The 19290-nt window shown below is 38.0% G+C and carries 11 protein-coding genes; 6 read left to right on the plus strand and 5 right to left on the minus strand.

Features of this window, described 5'->3' with window-relative positions:
• Nucleotides 1–590: 590 nt before the first annotated feature.
• On the minus strand, nucleotides 591–1667 hold the full coding sequence (locus tag F6K18_RS33700) for a DUF3466 family protein (protein WP_287527408.1): 1077 nt from the start codon (nucleotides 1665–1667) through the stop codon (nucleotides 591–593).
• Between the two features lie 159 nt (nucleotides 1668–1826).
• Here F6K18_RS33700 and F6K18_RS33705 point away from each other — a divergent pair, with 159 nt between their 5' ends.
• From F6K18_RS33705 to F6K18_RS33715, 3 genes are all read left to right on the plus strand, one after another.
• Complete coding sequence (locus tag F6K18_RS33705) at nucleotides 1827–1970, plus strand: hypothetical protein (protein WP_287527410.1); 144 nt, start codon at nucleotides 1827–1829, stop codon at nucleotides 1968–1970.
• 1320 nt (nucleotides 1971–3290) lie between these two features.
• Nucleotides 3291–3536, plus strand: coding sequence for a hypothetical protein (locus F6K18_RS33710; RefSeq protein WP_287527413.1), 246 nt, complete (start codon nucleotides 3291–3293; stop codon nucleotides 3534–3536).
• A gap of 119 nt (nucleotides 3537–3655) precedes the next feature.
• The gene (locus F6K18_RS33715) at nucleotides 3656–4105 is read left to right on the plus strand and encodes an SRPBCC family protein (RefSeq protein WP_124147472.1); all 450 of its coding nucleotides are present in this window, start codon (nucleotides 3656–3658) and stop codon (nucleotides 4103–4105) included.
• A gap of 31 nt (nucleotides 4106–4136) precedes the next feature.
• On the opposite strand, the gene F6K18_RS33720 is transcribed toward F6K18_RS33715, so the two are convergent.
• From F6K18_RS33720 to F6K18_RS33730, 3 genes are all read right to left on the minus strand, one after another.
• Nucleotides 4137–4655, minus strand: coding sequence for a DUF2834 domain-containing protein (locus tag F6K18_RS33720; protein WP_353735255.1), 519 nt, complete (start codon nucleotides 4653–4655; stop codon nucleotides 4137–4139).
• Nucleotides 4656–4983: 328 nt separating this feature from the next.
• Nucleotides 4984–5181, minus strand: coding sequence for a hypothetical protein (locus tag F6K18_RS33725; RefSeq protein WP_353735256.1), 198 nt, complete (start codon nucleotides 5179–5181; stop codon nucleotides 4984–4986).
• A gap of 354 nt (nucleotides 5182–5535) precedes the next feature.
• Nucleotides 5536–5907 (minus strand): metal-sensitive transcriptional regulator, encoded by a 372-nt coding sequence (locus F6K18_RS33730; RefSeq protein ID WP_124147470.1) that lies wholly within the window; start codon nucleotides 5905–5907, stop codon nucleotides 5536–5538.
• Between the two features lie 80 nt (nucleotides 5908–5987).
• On the opposite strand from F6K18_RS33730, the gene F6K18_RS33735 reads away from it, so the two are divergent.
• Nucleotides 5988–7202 (plus strand): HhoA/HhoB/HtrA family serine endopeptidase, encoded by a 1215-nt coding sequence (locus tag F6K18_RS33735; RefSeq protein WP_287527416.1) that lies wholly within the window; start codon nucleotides 5988–5990, stop codon nucleotides 7200–7202.
• Nucleotides 7203–7598: 396 nt separating this feature from the next.
• Nucleotides 7599–8615 (plus strand): VOC family protein, encoded by a 1017-nt coding sequence (locus F6K18_RS33740; RefSeq protein ID WP_287527418.1) that lies wholly within the window; start codon nucleotides 7599–7601, stop codon nucleotides 8613–8615.
• A 666-nt stretch (nucleotides 8616–9281) separates the two neighbouring features.
• Here the strand turns inward: F6K18_RS33740 and F6K18_RS33745 are convergent.
• Entirely contained in the window at nucleotides 9282–9479 is a 198-nt protein-coding gene (locus tag F6K18_RS33745; RefSeq protein ID WP_287527420.1) for a hypothetical protein, read from the minus strand.
• A 72-nt stretch (nucleotides 9480–9551) separates the two neighbouring features.
• Here F6K18_RS33745 and F6K18_RS33750 point away from each other — a divergent pair, with 72 nt between their 5' ends.
• Nucleotides 9552–18722: a CHAT domain-containing protein gene (locus F6K18_RS33750; RefSeq protein WP_375341371.1), complete on the plus strand. Its 9171-nt coding sequence runs from the start codon at nucleotides 9552–9554 to the stop codon at nucleotides 18720–18722.
• Nucleotides 18723–19290: the final 568 nt, after the last annotated feature.

Consider the following 19290-nt stretch of genomic DNA (forward strand, 5'->3'; position numbering starts at 1 on the left):
CCCAGAAATGCTGAAGCAGGGATTAGTGCAGAAGATACAAAGCGTCACCCTCGTTACTACTTGCCTGTGAGAACTATCGTATTATGTCGATAAATTGCGCAAATTGTTAACTAAGTCGAAACTCTCTCCTTAAGGACAGTTTTTAAATTAAATATAGATTTTAAGGGCAAGAGAGCCAACTTTTCTAGTAAGATAATTAATCAAGCTTTTATCGTAAACTAAAAGCAATAGCTGATGGCTGATGGCTGAATGCTTACTTTTAAAGGAGAGGTAATTATTAATTATTAATTATTAATTATTAATTGTTGAATTTGTAGCTTTGCTTCTATAAATAGAGGCAAAGCGATATTTATTACAGTTTGAGTATGAATTATCTAGGAAAACCACTACCTATAAATATCTAATTGTTAATTGTATTATCTATTATCTCTGTTAGGAAATGGGTGCATCTCATATTTGCTATTTGCAAAAATACTTTTTTCCTATTCCCTATTCCCTATTCCCTATTCCCTGTTCCCTGTTCCCTGTTCCCTGTTCCCTGTTCCATAAAATCAATAATTTTTTGGCTTTATTCAAAATTGAGATGCACCCTAGGAAATAGGTGTTAACAGAAAAGAACAACTACTTTTATCTTTCATTCCCCATCCAACAATTTGCCCATGATTATTAATAGATCGTGCTTCCTTAAGAACCCAACCAGAGGAAGGATCGATCAAATCATTTAGGTCTTGCATCTTATTAAGACTATCCCAAATAAAAGCTCTTTGAGCAAATCCTTCTTGCTTTGTATTTATTAGCTTGTCAGAAGAACCAACTATTAGACCAAAATCATTAATACTATTAGCTTCACTGTCAAAAAATTGTAAGTTGACATTATTAGAAATAGTACCAAGGTCTTGATATTCCTCACTGCCATTCCACAAAAAAGCTCGGTTATTGTGGCCAGGTACAGAACAAAAACCAATCACCTGACCAGACGTATTAATATCTGAACCTAAAAAACCTGGTAATTCTTGGATATCTTTGTCACCATTCCATATCAAAGCCTTTACGATTAAATCTGAAGAAATAGAATATCCTACTACTTGACCAGAATAGTTAATTGCGTAGGCACTACTTTCTATATCATCAGAAATACTAAGATTTTGTATGCCTTTTGTCTCATCCCAAATAAAAGCTTTTCTTTGACCATTATTAGTGACAGAAAAACCTACTACTTGACCAGAATTATTAATACAATAAGCCTCACTCAAATTATTACTTTTGGAATCAAGGTGATGTATTCCTTTTGTCTTATCCCAAATAAAAGCTTTCCGTTGACCACAATCATATACAGAATAGCCAACTACTTGGCCATAATCATTAATACTATAGGGACAGCTAGAATGATTACCAATAGTACCAATATCTTGCATACCTTCGTCAGAGTCCCATACAAAGGCTTGTTTTTGCCCTATATCGTTAATTGAATAACCAACTATTTGAGCAGAGTCGTTAATATCTTTGGCTACACTTACATAGCCTCTAAATGTACCTAAGTCAGTCAGCTCATAACAAGAGGCAGCAGTAGTAGCATTTGATTGTGTTACACTGGACATCCGTAATTTTGATGAGACTGGGAAAGTATGGATTTTATGAGCCATAGATTGAGATAAAATCATAGTCATTTGTAATTTATTTAGGGGTTATCTAATAATTTTCGCTTTACTAATTACTAACCAAGAATAAAATAAGTAATTACGTTCAACTTCATAATCAATCAGCCATTTATATTAGGCATCTCCGAAAAATAAATAAGTTATGAGATAATAATAAAAAATGTAATTTTGACAACCAATTATGAACAGTTAGGTAAAGATATTGTAGAAGTATCAGCAGGTGAACCAGGAAAAAAAAGTTACTTAAACTATTTTCGTGAAGTCCAACAAAAATTCGCTCAAGAACAAAAACTTAGTGGAGATAAAGCCTAGGTTGGCGAACCAAGAATTAAAACTCCCAAAAAAAAGCCAAAAAATAGAGATTTAACTGAATCGGAAAAGTTGAAAAACAAAGAAATATCTTCAAAAATAATTTTTGTTTAACATATAATTAGATTGATAAAAATTTTCAGAGTAGTCCAAGAAAGATTTAGGTTAAAGCCAGAAAAATATGAGCAAATAGTCATAATTATTTGTGGTATTGTTCGACTACGAATAGGTACATTGATTTTGTAGTAGTAAATCCTCCTTGCTCTAGATATAAATCAGTTAACTACTATGGCTACTTCTTTTGAGAGTTTGTAATAGTAAGTATCTGAAATACTGATTTTACCGTAAAAATTAACTATCAACAGTAGATAGGGATCGCTCATCAAAAGATAGCTATAGTAAGTGTTTGACTATTTTCGGACGAGGTCTATTAGTCTTTTTTTTATATATTTTCTTTGCTCCCATGAATATTGTTCGCTTTAAAGTTCAATCAATCAACTTGAATAACATCATAAATTAATAAGATTTTTATATCTATACTTACGACATATCTTTACTGATTCTTCATAAAAGTAGCAATTATTTTGAATTTGCTTTACCAAATCTTCATATTATAATAGAATTTTCTCAAAAGTATATCATTTATATTTCAATTTCAAGTACGCAATATCTCTAATTTTTTTACTGGTAGTGTTCAATTTAACTCAAGTTTGCACCTTAGTAAGTATGTTATTTAGTGATCTGTGCAATATTTGTTTATACAAAATTTTCCCATAAATCCATAAATTGATTAGTCTTTATACATGATTAAAAATCAACAAAATTAAATTTAAGTTAGTACGAAAAAATACTGGTGTAAAAAGAAACGATTTATGCTTAAGTAATAGACTAATTGGGAAAAAGTAAAGTTTATTGAAATAAAAAACCCCTCTAAGTTTAGAGGGGTTATGTCAGATTAAGTAGGGTTTACTGAATAAGTCTTATGAGTGGGGGTAGGAGTCATAATTCAGGATAAATGAAGAATTACAGAGGATGTATTTGGAACAATTTTCCCTCAATTTTTCTGCCGTTGTCTGCTTAAAATCCCCACATTTTCAGCTTAAAGGATCAAAAATCTTGTGTTTTTTTATACATCCATTGGCTAATATCTTTATATATCAATGCTTTTAGATTTAATCAGCAAGCCAAGTATTTTTGATTAGTTTTTGACCTTAGCTTTTACTTCCAGTCTCAGACTAGAGCACTAACTACCAAAAAGCCAAGTAGAACTGCAACTTTATGGTAAAATATACTTAAATTTTCCAGATTCAGTTAAAATTTGAATTGAAGAAGGAGACAGGAGACAGGAGACAGGAGACAGGAGGAAAATTACATGGGGATTCGCTCCCCCAAGTAATTTTGAACACCCCCGTTGACGGTGCAGGGCTAATTCTTTGTCGTCAGAGAATATTCATAAGAAATACAAAAAATTATGCAAATATACAAATCTCTCCATCTCCCCACCTCCCCATCTCCCCATCTCCCCATCCCCCCATCTCCCCATCTCCCCATTCCCCCATCTCCCCATAAATTTTTCTAAGCGTGACAATAAATAGACCCTGCCGTTGACGGTGGGGTATTAAACCCACAAAGAAAATGATAAAAATAATTTAGAAAATAATAATTGTGATAAGTTTTGAGGACTTAAAATGTTGCACTTTCGGTATTCAACCTTAATCGATGCACCAGTTGAAGTTGTTTGGGAATTTCACGAACGTTCCGATATTCTGCAAATACTTACCCCACCTTGGCAACCGGTACAAGTCATTCGTCGTCAAGGTGGACTAGAAGTAGGGGCTATATCAGAATTTCAAATTTGGCTCGGTCCAATTCCTGTGAGGTGGGTGGCCTTACATACGGAATATGAAAAATATCGTCTGTTTACTGATGAACAAAAAGAAGGGCCAATGGATAGTTGGACTCATCGTCATCAATTTAGTGAAGAAGATGGTAAGACTAGGTTAACTGATGCGATCGCATTTTCTTTGCCTGGAGATTGGTTAGCGGAATCTGTTTTAGGTTGGTGGGTAGATTCTCGACTAGAGGACATGTTTCGGTATAGACATGATATTACAAAACGGGAATGCCAACAAAGTTAAAGTAATGGGTTTATTTTCAGGTTTCCTACTATCAATTTGCTGTAGCTTCTTGTTTATTTGATATTGTAGATGTATCTGCTGCTAATAGAGGCGAACGTACAGATAAATAAATTAATGGACCTAAAAGTGGAACTAATGCTATCCAATACCACGGAGATTTTTTCATTCCTCGCCTGCTCATATCATCTCCTAATAAAGTGGGAAATAATAGACACAACAGACAAAAATCTAAACTCATTACATGAATAAATATACTACTTTGCCACTGTTGAATAAAATCTTCCCAGTCACCATTTTTTAAACCGTATATTAGTAATAAAATTGTACCTACTGTTAAAGCAATTCCTAAAATTCGAGAATCTAAAATATTTAAAAATAAGTTCTTTTTTCCTGAAAATTTTGGATTAGGTTGACGCCATCCTAGATAGGGTAAAATAGCAAATGCTCCGACTCCAAATGATAATGTCGAGAATAACCATGCTGGTATTTTTTTTCCTCTGCCGTCAAAGAACATTAAACAACTTTGACATACTCTCCGGCCTAAAGGCACGGAGATTCTCCTGAAACCAGGATTCTTGGTTCAATGAGTCCACTTAAATCAGATACGCAAGCGATACCTAAGCCAGAGATGGTTCTCTCCCCAAGCGTTTGCTCTATTTCAAGAGCCTGTTCCCGTATGCCCTACGGTACAGTTCAAACCTTAAAAGACTTTGGTTCTCTGGTACTTGATGCTTAAAGCTTTTCCATGCACAAGCATTACTGTGCAAAACCCCATAACTTTAGTTTTCAAGGTGCTAGTTTGCTACGATTAGTAGCTAGGTTTTTAGAGTGGTTGAATACCTTTGCCACTTATATAAGTATAACACAAAGTCCCCCTTTTAGGGGGAGGCTTTAAACCCAATTTTTCGGTAAATCAACGGCCATATGCCCATAATATTGAATAGAGATACAATTAATGGATTGATATTTTCCCATTGACCTGTTGACAATTTTTGGATTAATTCTAAAGTATCTGGTTGGTCAGGAGGTGCTAGCAGAAATGCGTAAGTGCTAAACCCAATCCAAAGTAACCACAAAGCTATTTTTTTTTACATAAGTTGTTTGGTAGTTGTTTAGTAATAAAATTTTTTTCTGGCTTTGTTGAAATGTCAAATTATTTGATGAAATATTATTACCGAAAAATTGTGGTCTAAAGCCTCCGGATGAAAAAAGAGAATATTCCTAATGTCAAGCCTCCCTATTGCAGGAAGTACAGTTAGCATGGCTCCTCCGTAGGAAGCTAACTGTTAACTGATAACTGAAATAACTGCCTGCTGATTTTGCAGCTTACTTCTAACTTATAACTTAATTGTCTAGTAAAAATATTGATTTCTTTTTAGATGCTAGAGGTTATAATTCATCCTCAAAAGACTCATTAAAAGATTCATTAATTAAGGTAAAAATCTGTCTAAAGCTGACTTTAAAGCTTCAACCTCAACATCAATATCTCCATCTTGAGTTGCCCGGGCAATACAATCAGATAAATGGTTATCTAAAACCATACGAGCTACTCGGTCTAAAGCACCACGAACTGCAGCTATTTGTACTAATACATCAGGGCAAGGACGACTATCTTTGATCATAGTTTTAATTCCTCTAACGTGCCCTTCAATTCTTGATAATCTATTCACGAGACGTTGTAGGGATTCTTCACTATGAACATGAGGATGAGCAGAAGAGTGATGGTTATGTTCCGAATTTGACTCTGTCTTGGCTTGATTATGAGGTAGCTGTTCTTTTTGTTGTTGCTGAGATACCACCATAGATTTTGAGTATAATATAGTTAAGATTAGGAGTATTATAACACTAATACCACTCAGTTAGTCAATGAAACTTTAATGCTATGAGATTGCGCAAATTTTCTCAAACAATTACCAAAATAACTTCTCAATTATTGGCCATTTTTATTGTTTTTACTTTAATAGTTACTTGTGTACCGACCCCACAAGCAATGGCAGCTTCAAGACTATTCCAAGGACTATCAAATCCTCAGTTATTAGCATTGCAAACTGCACCAGAAAATCTAAATACTAGAAGTAGTAATAGTTTTGTTACAGAGGCAGTCAATAAAGTAGGTTTAGCCGTAGTGAGAATTGACACAGAGCGACTAATTACCCGTCCCACTAATCCACTTCTTGAAGACCCTTTTTTTGACCGTTTCTTTGGTGGAGAGTTACGAATGCCACCATCTTCAAAAGAGTTATTAAAAGGTCAAGGTTCTGGTTTCATTATTGACTCTAAAGGAATCATTTTAACTAATGCTCATGTAGTAGATAAAGCTGACAAAGTTACTGTAAGTTTAAATGATGGAAGACAGTTTACTGGGGAGGTAAAAGGAACAGATGAAGTCACAGATTTAGCAGTAGTTGAAGTTGATACAAAAGGTGAAAATTTACCAATAGCAACTTTAGGTAATTCAGATTTAGTACAGGTAGGAGATTGGGCAATAGCAGTAGGAAATCCCCTAGGATTTAATAACACTGTTACTTTAGGAATTATTAGTACCTTGAAACGTCCTAGTTCAGCAGTAGGAATTCCTGATAAGAGATTAGACTTTATTCAAACGGATGCAGCAATTAATCCAGGAAATTCTGGGGGTCCGTTGTTGAACGATCGGGGTGAAGTAATAGGAATTAATACTGCAATTAGAGCTGATGCTATGGGTATTGGTTTTGCTATTCCCATCAATAAAGCCAAAGAAATTAAAGATATATTAGCTCGTGGACAACAAGTACCTCATCCTTTTGTTGGTATTCAGATGATTACTTTAACTCCAGAAGTTGCTAAACAAAATAATAGCGATCCTAATTCTGTTTTAATTTTGCCAGAGGTAAATGGAGTTTTAGTGACAAAAGTATTGTCTGGTACTGCGGCAGAAAAATCAGGGATGCGGATAGGAGATGTAATTCTAGAAATTGATAATCAATCAATAATTAGTGCTGAACAATTACAGAGGAAAGTTGAAGATAGTGGTGTAGGTCAAAAATTGCAGTTCAAAATTCTGAGAAATGGTAGACAACAAGAACTATTTGTTGTGAGCGGACAAATGAATTATTAGTGAGGAGTCAGGAGTCAGGAGGGAAGGGAATTTATAAACCCGACTTCTTTGAGCTTGGCGATCGCCTATCGACCCAAAGTTAGAAGGTTAACTTACTCTGTTACCGCCTCCCAATGACAAATCGAATAATTTATTATATGATTAGGACTTACGCATGAGGTAGGAAAAACTAAATGAGAAATTGCTTTCCGTTCCGGACTGCTCCGCAAACCCTGTCGGTCGCAATGACGAAAATACGTTTTACTGCGTAAGTCCTAATTATATCCTATTGAGCGGCTCTTAGGACTCGTAGTTGGGCTTGATCCAGGCTATAGTGGGAAGGGACTAAAGCCCAACTACAAACAAAGGCTTTATTATAAATAATTACCCGAACATAGGAGCTAGTGTATAAAAAATATGAATAAAAATCCCACTATCGAAGGCATCTACGAAGTCTGTATAGGTATCACTGAAACCTTATCAAGGATTCAATATTGGCAACAATTTGGCTATCGCATCGGGCAAACAGGAGAATTAACTGCTCCCACAGTGAAAAATTTATATGGAGTCAATTCTCATCTGCGCTCAATTCGACTCGAACATCAAAATGCCGACCATGGTTTGATTCGCCTGATGACTTGGGAAAACCCCACTAATGAAGGTTTAGAAATGACATCAATGAAAGTTTTGGGCAACCGTTGGGGGACAACCTTAAGTGCAGATGTTTTGAATATTCTTAACCATGCTGAGGATGCTCAGTTAGCAGGTTTGCCAATTAAATATACTTTTCCTCAGTGGGAAATGATTTACAAAATGGATCAAGGTCGCCCGTTTATCGATCCGGTAGTGGGAGTGCGGGAAATGATGTTGCTGCAACCATTAACACGTCAGGTATTGTTTCAACGTTTCAATTATACAGTGCCCGAATATGGCAAAATTAATCATAACTCTACTTTGAACACTAGCCAATTTACCCATGCAGGTATGGTGGTGCAAGATGATAGCAAAGAAACATTGATGTTTTACGAGGATGTGTTAGGTTTGTTGCGATCGCGGGATGATGATGAAACTACTTATGAAAGTTCACAAGCAGGTAGGCAAATTTTTGATTTGCAACCGGGGGAAAAGTTTAGAGTTACAACTTTTGACGATCCACGCTCCTCAATAAACTGGCAGGAGGCACGCTCTGGCAGAATGTATATTATTCGATTTCCTGAAGCAATGAAGTTGAAAAGCTGTTTTGAATATTCGCGACCTGGTTGCTTGGGAATGTCTTTGTATACTTATCGAGTTAATAATATAAAATATTATTTTGACCGAGTTAAAAATTCAGCAGCAACTGAAGTTACAGATATTGTTGATAACGAATTTGGCGAACAAAGTTTTTCTTTTGTCGCCCCTGATGGTTATTTCTGGAATTTAGTTAGTAAGTAATAAGGAAGGCAGGAGTCAGGAGGCAGAAGGCAGGAGGCAGGAGGGAAGAAGGGAGAGGAGAAAGTTTTTTGATCGCGCTCTTATGCGGACATGATATAACACACCAAAACCCTATATCTATTGTCAATGCGTAAGTCCTGGTGATATTACAGCACTTTGCCCGGATAGTGAGGTACAGTTTATTAATTCTCTGTTGCCTGTTGCCTAAAGTCCTAAAATTTTGTACCTCACTAACTCCGAAACTGCTGTAAGTTCTGATAGTAATAGTAGGTGGAGACAAAAATCATTAGAACGGGAGCAAGATGCTCCCACTAGACTATACGGTGACAAAAATCATGATAACTTTACCATTTCAATGCACCACTACCACCACTGTAGAGACCTTCCATGGAACGTCCATACAACGTTTTGCTTGTGAAGATGTGGTTCATCAATTTTAAAAGTGCTGTAAATAGGGTTTGCTGAAAAAGTCTTATGGGTGAGGGTAGGAGTCAGGAGTCAGGATAAATGGGAATTGCAAAGGATGTAGTTGGAAGAATTGTCCCTTAATTTTTCTGCCCAACTCTTGCACAAAATGCTAATACGCATGAGCTTTCTTGAGCGAAAAGCTGGCATTTTTTTTCAACCCAAGAATACTGAAACCTTTACATTTCTAAGCTTTGATAGTTAATCAGCAAGCCCTAAATAATCACAGAGGTGGCTAAAAGTGAATAACGAATGAGTGCGCCATTCGATTTTTCTGGCGTTGCGACTATAAACCTCTCCCCACACTCCCCACACTCCCCACACTCCCCTCCTGGGAGGGGTTAGGGGTGGGTCCGACTCTCCCAATCTCCCTTCCGCATTATTAGTGAGATGTACCAATTTGAGAAAAGATATACTGGAGTTAATAATAATTATATTTATGAGTTTTACTGTTAACTCTCAGTCCATAATATGAAACTAATAACATTACATCTTTGTCCTCTGATAAGCTTCGTGTCTCTATTAGGAACAGTAGCTCTTCCTGCTCATAGTCAACCTATTACTCCGGCAAATGACGGTACAGGAACTACTGTAAATCAAAATGGCAACCAATTTAATATTCAAGGCGGTACTCATAACGGCACTAACCTCTTTCACAGTTTCGGCAAATTTAACCTCAACTCCGGTCAAACAGCAAACTTCATCTCCACCCCAGACACCCGTAATATTCTTGGCAGAATTACAGGGGGAGACCCTTCTAGAATTAACGGCTTAATTCAAGTCATAGGCGGTAACTCTAACCTTTTCTTAATGAACCCCGCTGGCATCATGTTCGGCCAAAATGCCAGTCTCAATATTCCCGCTTCCTTCAGCGTTACTACTGCCACAGGTATAGGTTTCAACAGTAATAATTTCTGGTTTCAGGCAATAGGAACAAATGACTACTCGAACTTAGTAGGCGACCCCAGCGGCTACAATTTTAATGTCTCAAACCCAGGCGCTATAGTTAATGAAGGAATTTTAAGTTTAAATCCTGGAAAAGACTTAACTTTAGCAGGTGGTACGGTTATTAACACAGGTGAACTATCTACCGCAGGAGGTAATATCACCATCGCTGCAGTTAATGGTGGAGATACATTGAGAATATCTCAACCAGGTCATCTATTGAGTTTAGATGTATCACCTACTTCTAATAATTTATCAGGACAGTCAATTACACCGATATTATTACCAGAATTATTGACAGGTGGTGACATACATCATGCCTCATCTGTGGTTATAAATGCTCAGGGTAATTTGGAATTGACCGATACAGCAGGATTAGCTATTGCCTCTGGTAATATCAATGTATCAGATACCTCGACGGATGGAACTGTTGGGGGGCAGGTAAATGTGTTGGGCGATCGCGTAGCAGTTATCGATGCCAATATTAATGCCAATGGTCTAAAGGTCGGGGGCAAAATATTAATTGGAGGCGACTTTCAAGGTGATGGAATTGTTCCCAATTCTCAGCAAACTTTTGTTAACAATAACTCAATTATTTCTGCCGATGCTATTAACAATGGAGAAGGCGGTCAAGTCATAATTTGGTCAGATGATACGACTAATTTTGCCGGGAATATTAGTGCTAAAGGCGGACATTTTTCTGGCGATGGAGGCTTTGTTGAAATTTCAGGAAAAGAACAACTAATATTTGATGGAAATGTTAATGTTACGGCAGCATTTGGAGAAACAGGAACAATCTTATTTGACCCTAAAAATATAATTATAGGAGGGTCAGAAAGTAGCAATGAGTCACCGGAACCAAATGAAGATGATAACGTCACATTTTCTGTGGCAGAAATAGAAGAAATAGAGGGTGAAATAATTCTTCAAGCTGATAATGATATAACTGTTAATGAACCAATAGAAACTTCAGAATCAGTAGAATTAAAAGCAGGAAGAAATATTAATATCAATGCCGATATTGATACATCTCAAAGTAATGGCAATATTTCTCTATTTGGTAACGACAATAGTGCCAATATTAATAATCGCGACCAAGGAGCAGGTTCGATTAATCAAAGAGAAGGTACAACATTAAATTCTGGTAGTGGCGATATTACAATTAGACTAGGAAATTTAGGCACAAATGGCGATATAAATTTAGCTAATTTAACTACTACTGGTCAACTATTAATCAATGCTAATCAGGGGAATATTAGACAAGTTTCTCCTAATTCTTTAATTACTGCCGAACGAGGAATATTTGAAACTCAAAATTCTGGTGGAATAGGTTTAGCTGAAGCACCTTTGCGAATAGATGTAAATAATTTAGAAGTATTGACAGGGGAACAAGGACTATTTATTAGCTCAATCAGCGATTTAACTATTGGTGGAGTTAGCGAAGAATTAACAGGAATTTATACTAGAGGTGGCGGTAATATTGAACTAAATATTGATGGGAATTTTACTGCAATTGAAGAGGTAGTTACATCAGTTCCTGACAGGCAACCAGGAACAATTACTATTTCTAGTACTGGGAATATTGATACTACTGAAACCACACTTAAGTCAAATTCTGAATCAACTACAGGTGGGGATATTTCGCTCACTGCTGATGGCAATATTCAAACAGGAGATATTAATGCTTCTACCATGGGTAATGATAGAGGTGGAAATATTACCATAAATAGTGGTGGTGAAGTTGAGACAACTGCAGGTGAAATATTTTCTGCCTCTTTTGATGGCGATGGTGGGAATGTTGGCATTATCAGTAATGGCAATATCAAAACTGGTTATATTGACTCTCGTTCAGATGGTAGTGGTAATGGTGGGAATATTACTCTAAAAACTACAGGTGGTAATGTTGATACCAGTAGTGAAGAATTAGCATCTTTTTCCGTTAGGGGAAATGCTGGAAATGTCAGCATTACCAGTAATGGCGACATCAAAACAGCAGATATCTTTTCTTCCGCAGGCGATCCATTAGATGCAGACGGAGACTTAGCAAATTCATCACCATTCCAGACAAATAACACTGACTCAAATCAAACTCAGAGTGCCAACGGTAGTGGTGGGGATATTACCCTCACAGCAGAAGGTATTATTGATACTAGCGCAGGAACTATCGAATCATTTTCTCGTCTAGGCGATGGAGGTAGCGTCAGTATAACTAGCAAAGGAGATATTACTACAGGGGAAATTGTTTCTGCTGCTGGCGAACCTGAAGCAGGTGTTCCCAATAATAATAACACCCCACCAACAACACCGATGGAAATAAATTCCGGTAGTAGTGGTAATATCACCATTGAAAGTACAGAAGGTGCAATAACTGCTACAGCAGAAATAGGTACTTTTGGCGATGCTGGAAATGCTGGAGATGTCACTATCAATGCTTTTGGAGATATTAAGACTGAAAGTATTGAATCAAGGACAGGTGGTGGTGAAGGAGGAGATATAACTATTGAAAGTAGAAGTGGTACTGTTGATACTAGGGTTGCTACTATTAATACTATGGGAACTGAAGCAGAAGAAGATGTAGGAATATTTTCTGCTTCTGAGAAAGGAAATGCAGGAAATATTACTATCAACAGTAAAGGAGATTTGAGTACAGGTAATATTAACTCCAGTTCACTGAATGGTCGAGGTGGAAATATTACTCTCGAAAGTACAGGTGGAATTGATACAAGTAGTGGTGAAATATCTTCTTTGTCACAAACAGGAGATGCTGGAAATGTGACGATAGGCAGTAATGGGGATTTAATTACAGGTAATATTGACTCCAATTCCAAAAATGGTCAGGGTGGGAATATTACTCTCGAAAGTACAGGTGGAATTGATACAACTGGCGTTACTGTCGATACCATGGGAAATGAGGAGGTTGCAGGAATATTTTCTGCTTCTGAAGAAGGGAATGCAGGAAACATTACCATCACCAGTAATGGGAATTTGACCACAGGTAATATTGACTCCAATTCCAAAAATGGCAATGGTGGGAATATTGCTCTCGAAAGTACAGGGGGAAATATTGATACAACGGGTGGTGAATTAGCTTCTTTTTCAGAATTAGGAGATGCTGGAAATGTGACGATCGCCAGTAATAGAGATTTGAGTACAGGTAATATTGACTCCCGTTCAAAAGGTAGTGGTCAAGGTGGGAATATTACTCTAGAAAGTCTTGCCGGAAATATTGATACAACAGGTGGTGAAATAGCTTCTTTTTCAGAATTAGGAGATGCAGGAGATGTCACTATCATCAGTAGTGGTGATTTGAGTACAGGTGATATTGACTCTCGTTCAAACGGTAGTGGTCAAGGTGGGAATATTACCCTCGAAAGTACAGGGGGAAATATTGATACAACAGGTGGTGAAATAGCTTCTTTGCCACCAGTCGGAAATGATGAAGATGTTGAGACAAGTAACGACGATACAGGTAGTGAATTATCTTCTTTTTCAGAATTAGGAGATGCTGGAGATGTCACTATCACCAGTAATGGCGGTCTGAAAACAGCAAATATCAACTCCCGTTCAAAAGGCAGTGGTCAAGGTGGGAGTATTACTCTCGAAAGTACAAATGGAAGTGTTGATACAACGGTTGGTGAAATAGTTTCTAGGTCACAAGCAGGAAATGCTGGAAGTGTAACTATCAAAAGTCTGGGCGATATTCAGACAGGTAATATTGATTCTCAGACACAAGCAGGTCAGGGTGGAGATATTACTATTGAAAGTACAGGTGGCAGTATTGAAACCTTGGGAACAGAGGAAGATATAGCAGGAATATTCGCTACTTCTGAGGAAGGAAATGCAGGAAGCGTTACCATCACAAGCAATGGGAATTTGACAACAGGTAACATTGACTCCCGCTCAACTAATGGTGATGGTGGCAATATTAGCTTAGAAAGTATAGGTGCAAATATTGATACCAGTGCTGCTGAAGTCAGGTCTTCTTCCCGTAGGGGTAATGCGGGAAATGTGAGTCTTACCAGTCAGGGTAATATCAAAACAGGACGTATCCTTTCTTTCGCAGGTCGAGGAATAGATGAAGAGGAAGACTCAGACAATTCATCTCTAAACCAGAGTGGTAGCAGTAATGGGGGAGATATTACCCTGAAAGCAGGAGGAACTATTGATACTACTGCAGGAGCTAATGATCAATCTAAGTTAGAGTCATTTTCTAGAGAAGGTTTAGGGGGTAATATTAGTCTGGAAGCTAAAGGTGACATTACAACAGCACAAATTCTTTCTACTGCTGGCGACCCCGAAGCAAGTAACCCCGAAGATAATACTAATATTACACCCTTAACAGAAGCAGAAATAAATGAGCGGAGCAGTGGTAATATTAGGATTGAAAGTACAGAAGGTGCAGTAACTACCACAGCAGAAATAAATAGTTTTGCCACTTCTGGTAATGGTGGCAGCGTAACGATTAAAAGTCGTGGCAATTTAACAACAAGTGATATTAACTCCCGTTCGGATGTTAATGGTCAGGGTGGTAACATTACCCTCGAAAGTACAGATGGAAATGTTAATACAACAGATGGTGAATTATCTTCTTTTTCACGTTCAGGAGATGCTGGAGATGTCACTATTACCAGTAATGGCGATCTGATAACAGGTGATATATTTTCCTCAAGTGGCAACCCACGAAATCCAAACAACGAGGATAACTCAGAAGAGGCATCTGGACCGCAGGCAAACCCACAACCAACAGATAATCCTAACCCTGGAGAAAATACCGGAGGTGCTGGAGGTAGTATTACCCTAATAGCTGAAGGTGAGATAAATACCACAGCAGGAGTCATAGAGTCATTTTCTCGTCGAGGTGCAGGAGGCGATATTAGTCTGGAAGCTAAAGGTAATATCACTACAAATGAAATCATTTCCTCAGCAGGAGACCCAGAAAATATTCGACCTACAAGGGAAAATACAGAAAATACCAACACTACTCAACCTGAGACTGAGTCAGAAACAGGTAGTCCTGGGGGCGATATTACTCTCCAGAGTATTGAGGGTAACGTAACAACTCAAGGAGAACTCATTTCCTATAGTAGTAACGGAGATGGAGGTAATGTTAGTATTATCAGTAACGGCGAGGTTAGTACTGTTGGTATTGACTCCCGCGCTGAAAATAGGGGTCGTGGTGGTAGTATTTCAATCCAAAATCAAACAGGTAGCATTGAAACTATCGGTGGTGAGTTAGCTTCTTCCTCCAGAACAGGTGATGGCGGTAATGTAGAGATTACCAGTACAGATGATATTATCATAGAAACGATTTTTTCCGAGTCAGAAGGTGATGGTAATGGTGGAGATGTGACTATTACAGTTAACGGCAATATCCAAATAGGAACTATTGAATCATTTGCTGGAGGTAGTGGTCAAGGTGGAAATATATCTATTACTGCGAATGGCGCAATAGATGCAAGTATTGGCGAATTAGTCTCTAGTTCCCAAACAGGGGAAGGTGGAAATATTACCCTCAACGCTACAGGAGATATTAGTACGGGTTTTATTGAAAGCTTTAGCGGTGCGGGAGCAAGAGGTGGTAATATTACTTTGGAAACAATTAATGGAAATATTGATACTACTGTTGGGTTTTTAGGTGAAGAGGTAAATATTCCCACTGATGCTGATGTTTCTTCAGAAGATGTGGCGACTATCTTCGAGCAGGAACTTGCCAACCTGAGTTCTTACGCTCCAGAAGGTACTGGAGGCAATATTGTGATTATTCAGCGGGGTCAAGGAGATATTACTACTAGCAATATTAGTTCTTTTGGTGGAAACAGTAGTGGAGCTGTTAATATCACCAACAATGACGGCAATATTAATACGGGTGTGATTTTTTCCACTGCTATTAATGGTACAGGCGATCGAATATCTATTGAAACTGTGAATAATGGCGACTTAAATATTAATCATATTGCTACTTATTCTACTGCTGACGATGGTACTGGGGGTCAGATTGAATTGAATGCTAGTGGTGTTGTCAATATTAATAATGTGGCATCTTTTGGCAATGCAGGTAGTGGAGATGTAAGTATTACAAGTAATATTACAAGTAATAGCGGGAGTATTAATACTGGGACTATTCAAACTCGCGCCCCCAATGGCACCAGTGGTAATATTACTCTGAATACTTTTAGCACTCAAGGTGATATTAGAACTGCAAATGTTAGTACTGAAGGTGGAGAAGCTGCTGGAACAGTTGAAATTATTGCTGCTGATGGTTCGGTTACTACTGAAGATTTGCAATCTATTTCTGAGTCGGGAAATGCTGGTGGTATTGATGTTCAGGCAGGGGAAGATATTGAGACAGGCGACCAAACTGTTGATAGTGCTACTGGTGATAGTAATATTAATAACGAAGCTGGAGGCGATATTACTACTGGAGACCAAACTGCTACTACTGAAGAAGGTAATGCCAATATTAATAACGAAGCTGGAGGCGATATTACTACTGGAGACCAAACTGCTACGACTCAGCAGGGTGATGCCAATATTAATAATCAAGCAACAGGTAATATTACGACTGGAGACCAAACAGCGGTAACAAACCAAGGTGATGCCAATATTAATAACGAAGCAACAGGTAATATTACGACTGGAGACCAAACAGCGATAACAAACCAAGGTGATGCCAATATTAATAATCAAGCAACAGGTAATATTACGACTGGAGACCAAACAGCGATAACAAACCAAGGTGATGCCAATATTAATAACGAAGCAACAGGTAATATTACGACTGGAGACCAAACAGCGGTAACAAACCAAGGTAATGCCAATATTAATAACGAAGCAACAGGTAATATTACGACTGGAGACCAAACAGCGGTAACAAACCAAGGTAATGCCAGTATTAATAACGAAGCAACAGGTAATATTACGACTGGAGACCAAACAGCGGTAACAAACCAAGGTAATGCCAGTATTAATAATCAAGCAGCAGGTAATATTACTACCACAGACCAAGTAGCAATAGGTGATACAACAAATATTACCAACTTACCAGGAGGAGAACTTAACACTGGTGAAATCATTCAAATTAGCCCACCTCCATCAATACCAATAGACAATACTTTGCCACAACAATTACCTCAGATACCAGCAAATCAAACCATTCCAGGAGCATCAAACCCAGTACAACCAATAACCCCAGCTATCCCAGCAAATAATATTTTGCCACCTAACAACCCAATCTCAAATCCGACCGCCACTAACATTATCCAGTCAGTACAAAGTAACAGTACCATCAGCACAACCAATAATCCTAATCTGCCAAACAAAAAGAGCGATCGCCAACAAATTAATATCAATACCGACACTACAACAGCTTTACAAAACATCAATATTATTAACAATACTCCCCTAACTGTTGCTGCTAACTTTCAAACCTTGACTGCCTTAGAGAAAAATCGGAACAATTCATTCACTAACTACTTTGGAGAAGACCTATCAACTCAAAATATATCCATAAAAAACGGGGGAGCGCTGACAGACAACTTTGGAGAAGACCTATCAACTCAAAATACATCCATAAAAAATATCCGGGAAGTGCTGACAGATATCGCCCGTGAAACAGGCAAAAAATCAGCAATTATCTATGTCACAGCTTACCAAGAAGAACTGCAACTTATATTATACACATCAGGCAGCGACCCCATCCTCAAAACTGTTCCGGCAGCTAATCACAAACAACTCATGGAAGTTGTGCTACAATTACGCGCTCAAATCACAAATCCCTCCCGTCGCAATACTCAAAGCTATTTGCCACCAGCACAAAAATTGTACAATTGGCTCATTGCACCCATATCAGCAGAATTAGAAGCTGCTAATATCGATACCCTGTTATTTAGCATGGATGAAGGTCTACGGACTTTACCTGTAGCAGCATTACACGATGGTCAACAATTCCTCGTCGAAAAATATAGCCTCAGTTTAATTCCCAGTATCAGTTTAATGGATACCAACTACCGCCCAATTCAAGATACCCGAGTATTAGCAATGGGAGCAAGTGAATTCACTGCTCAAAGTTCCTTACCAGCAGTACCGGTCGAGTTAGAAACTATTTCCCAACAATTATGGCAAGGTAGTCAATTTCTCAATCAAGACTTCACCCGTAATAACCTGCTAACCCAACGACAAAATTATCCCTATCCCATCGTTCACCTAGCAACTCATGCAGAATTCCGACCAGGTGCTATCAGCAATTCCTATATTCAACTGTGGGGTAATCAAAAACTAAAGCTAGACCAAATACGGGAGTTAGGTTGGAACGATCCACCAGTAGAATTATTAGTATTGTCAGCTTGTCGCACTGCCGTTGGTGACAAAAATGCTGAGTTAGGTTTTGCGGGGTTAGCAGTAGCAGCAGGAGCAAAGTCTGCCTTAGCTAGTGTCTGGTATGTGAGTGATGAAGGCACATTAGGATTGATGACAGAATTTTACACCCAACTAAATAATGCCAAGATAAAAGCAGAAGCTTTACAACAAGCACAGTTAGCAATGTTACGAGGAGAAGTAGTTATTGCAGAGGGTCAATTAAGGGGAACAGCAGCTCGTGGTGCAGTGGTATTACCATCAGAGTTAGGAAAGTTTGAAAATCAAAATTTATCTCATCCCTATTATTGGGCAGGGTTTATGATGATTGGTAGTCCGTGGTAGTCTTTGGTAGATGGGGAGTGTGGGACCCACCCCTAACTCCTCCTAGGAGGGGAATTTAGGGAAGCGGGTGACATGGATCGCCAAGCTCGCCAAGGATTTCAATCCTTGGCTAATAGTTTAAGTCATCTTAAGATTACTCTTGACGAGTATGCCATCTTTTTCATCTTTTTATATTGTGGTTAATCAGTGCAACTTGATATTACGGGAGCAGGACAACTAAAGTCCATTCTACTTTGCGATCGCAACTCGGAAAATTTCAAAAAATAAAAAACCCAGATAGATTAAACTACCTGGGGCGTTTGTTTCCAACTAATCCGCATTAACCCGAGCGGTGGGGAGCTACGTTTTAGAACCACGACAGAACAATGCTTTCAGACCCCCAAATATACGCACCACCTTTGATTAAAAAGTCAAAAAAAAATTACCAAAATGAAAAGGCTAATACCATTTTGATAAATGTTTGCTACAAATAACTAGGGGATTTTTTAGGAGTCAGGAGTCAGGAGTCAGGAGTCGTATGGGAATGGCTTCAATACCACTTTTTAGGTTGGAAATCATCTTTTTTGTC

The sequence above is a fragment of the Okeania sp. SIO2C2 genome (assembly GCF_010692625.1).
Lineage (GTDB): Bacteria > Cyanobacteriota > Cyanobacteriia > Cyanobacteriales > Microcoleaceae > Okeania > Okeania hirsuta.

Coding starts and splice junctions, on each gene's coding strand:
- F6K18_RS33700 (WP_287527408.1), bottom strand. CDS start 1,667: ATGACTATGATTTTATCTCAATCTATGGCTCATAAAATCCATACTTTC.
- F6K18_RS33715 (WP_124147472.1), top strand. CDS start 3,656: ATGTTGCACTTTCGGTATTCAACCTTAATCGATGCACCAGTTGAAGTT.
- F6K18_RS33730 (WP_124147470.1), bottom strand. CDS start 5,907: ATGGTGGTATCTCAGCAACAACAAAAAGAACAGCTACCTCATAATCAA.
- F6K18_RS33735 (WP_287527416.1), top strand. CDS start 5,988: ATGAGATTGCGCAAATTTTCTCAAACAATTACCAAAATAACTTCTCAA.
- F6K18_RS33740 (WP_287527418.1), top strand. CDS start 7,599: ATGAATAAAAATCCCACTATCGAAGGCATCTACGAAGTCTGTATAGGT.
- F6K18_RS33750 (WP_375341371.1), top strand. CDS start 9,552: ATGAAACTAATAACATTACATCTTTGTCCTCTGATAAGCTTCGTGTCT.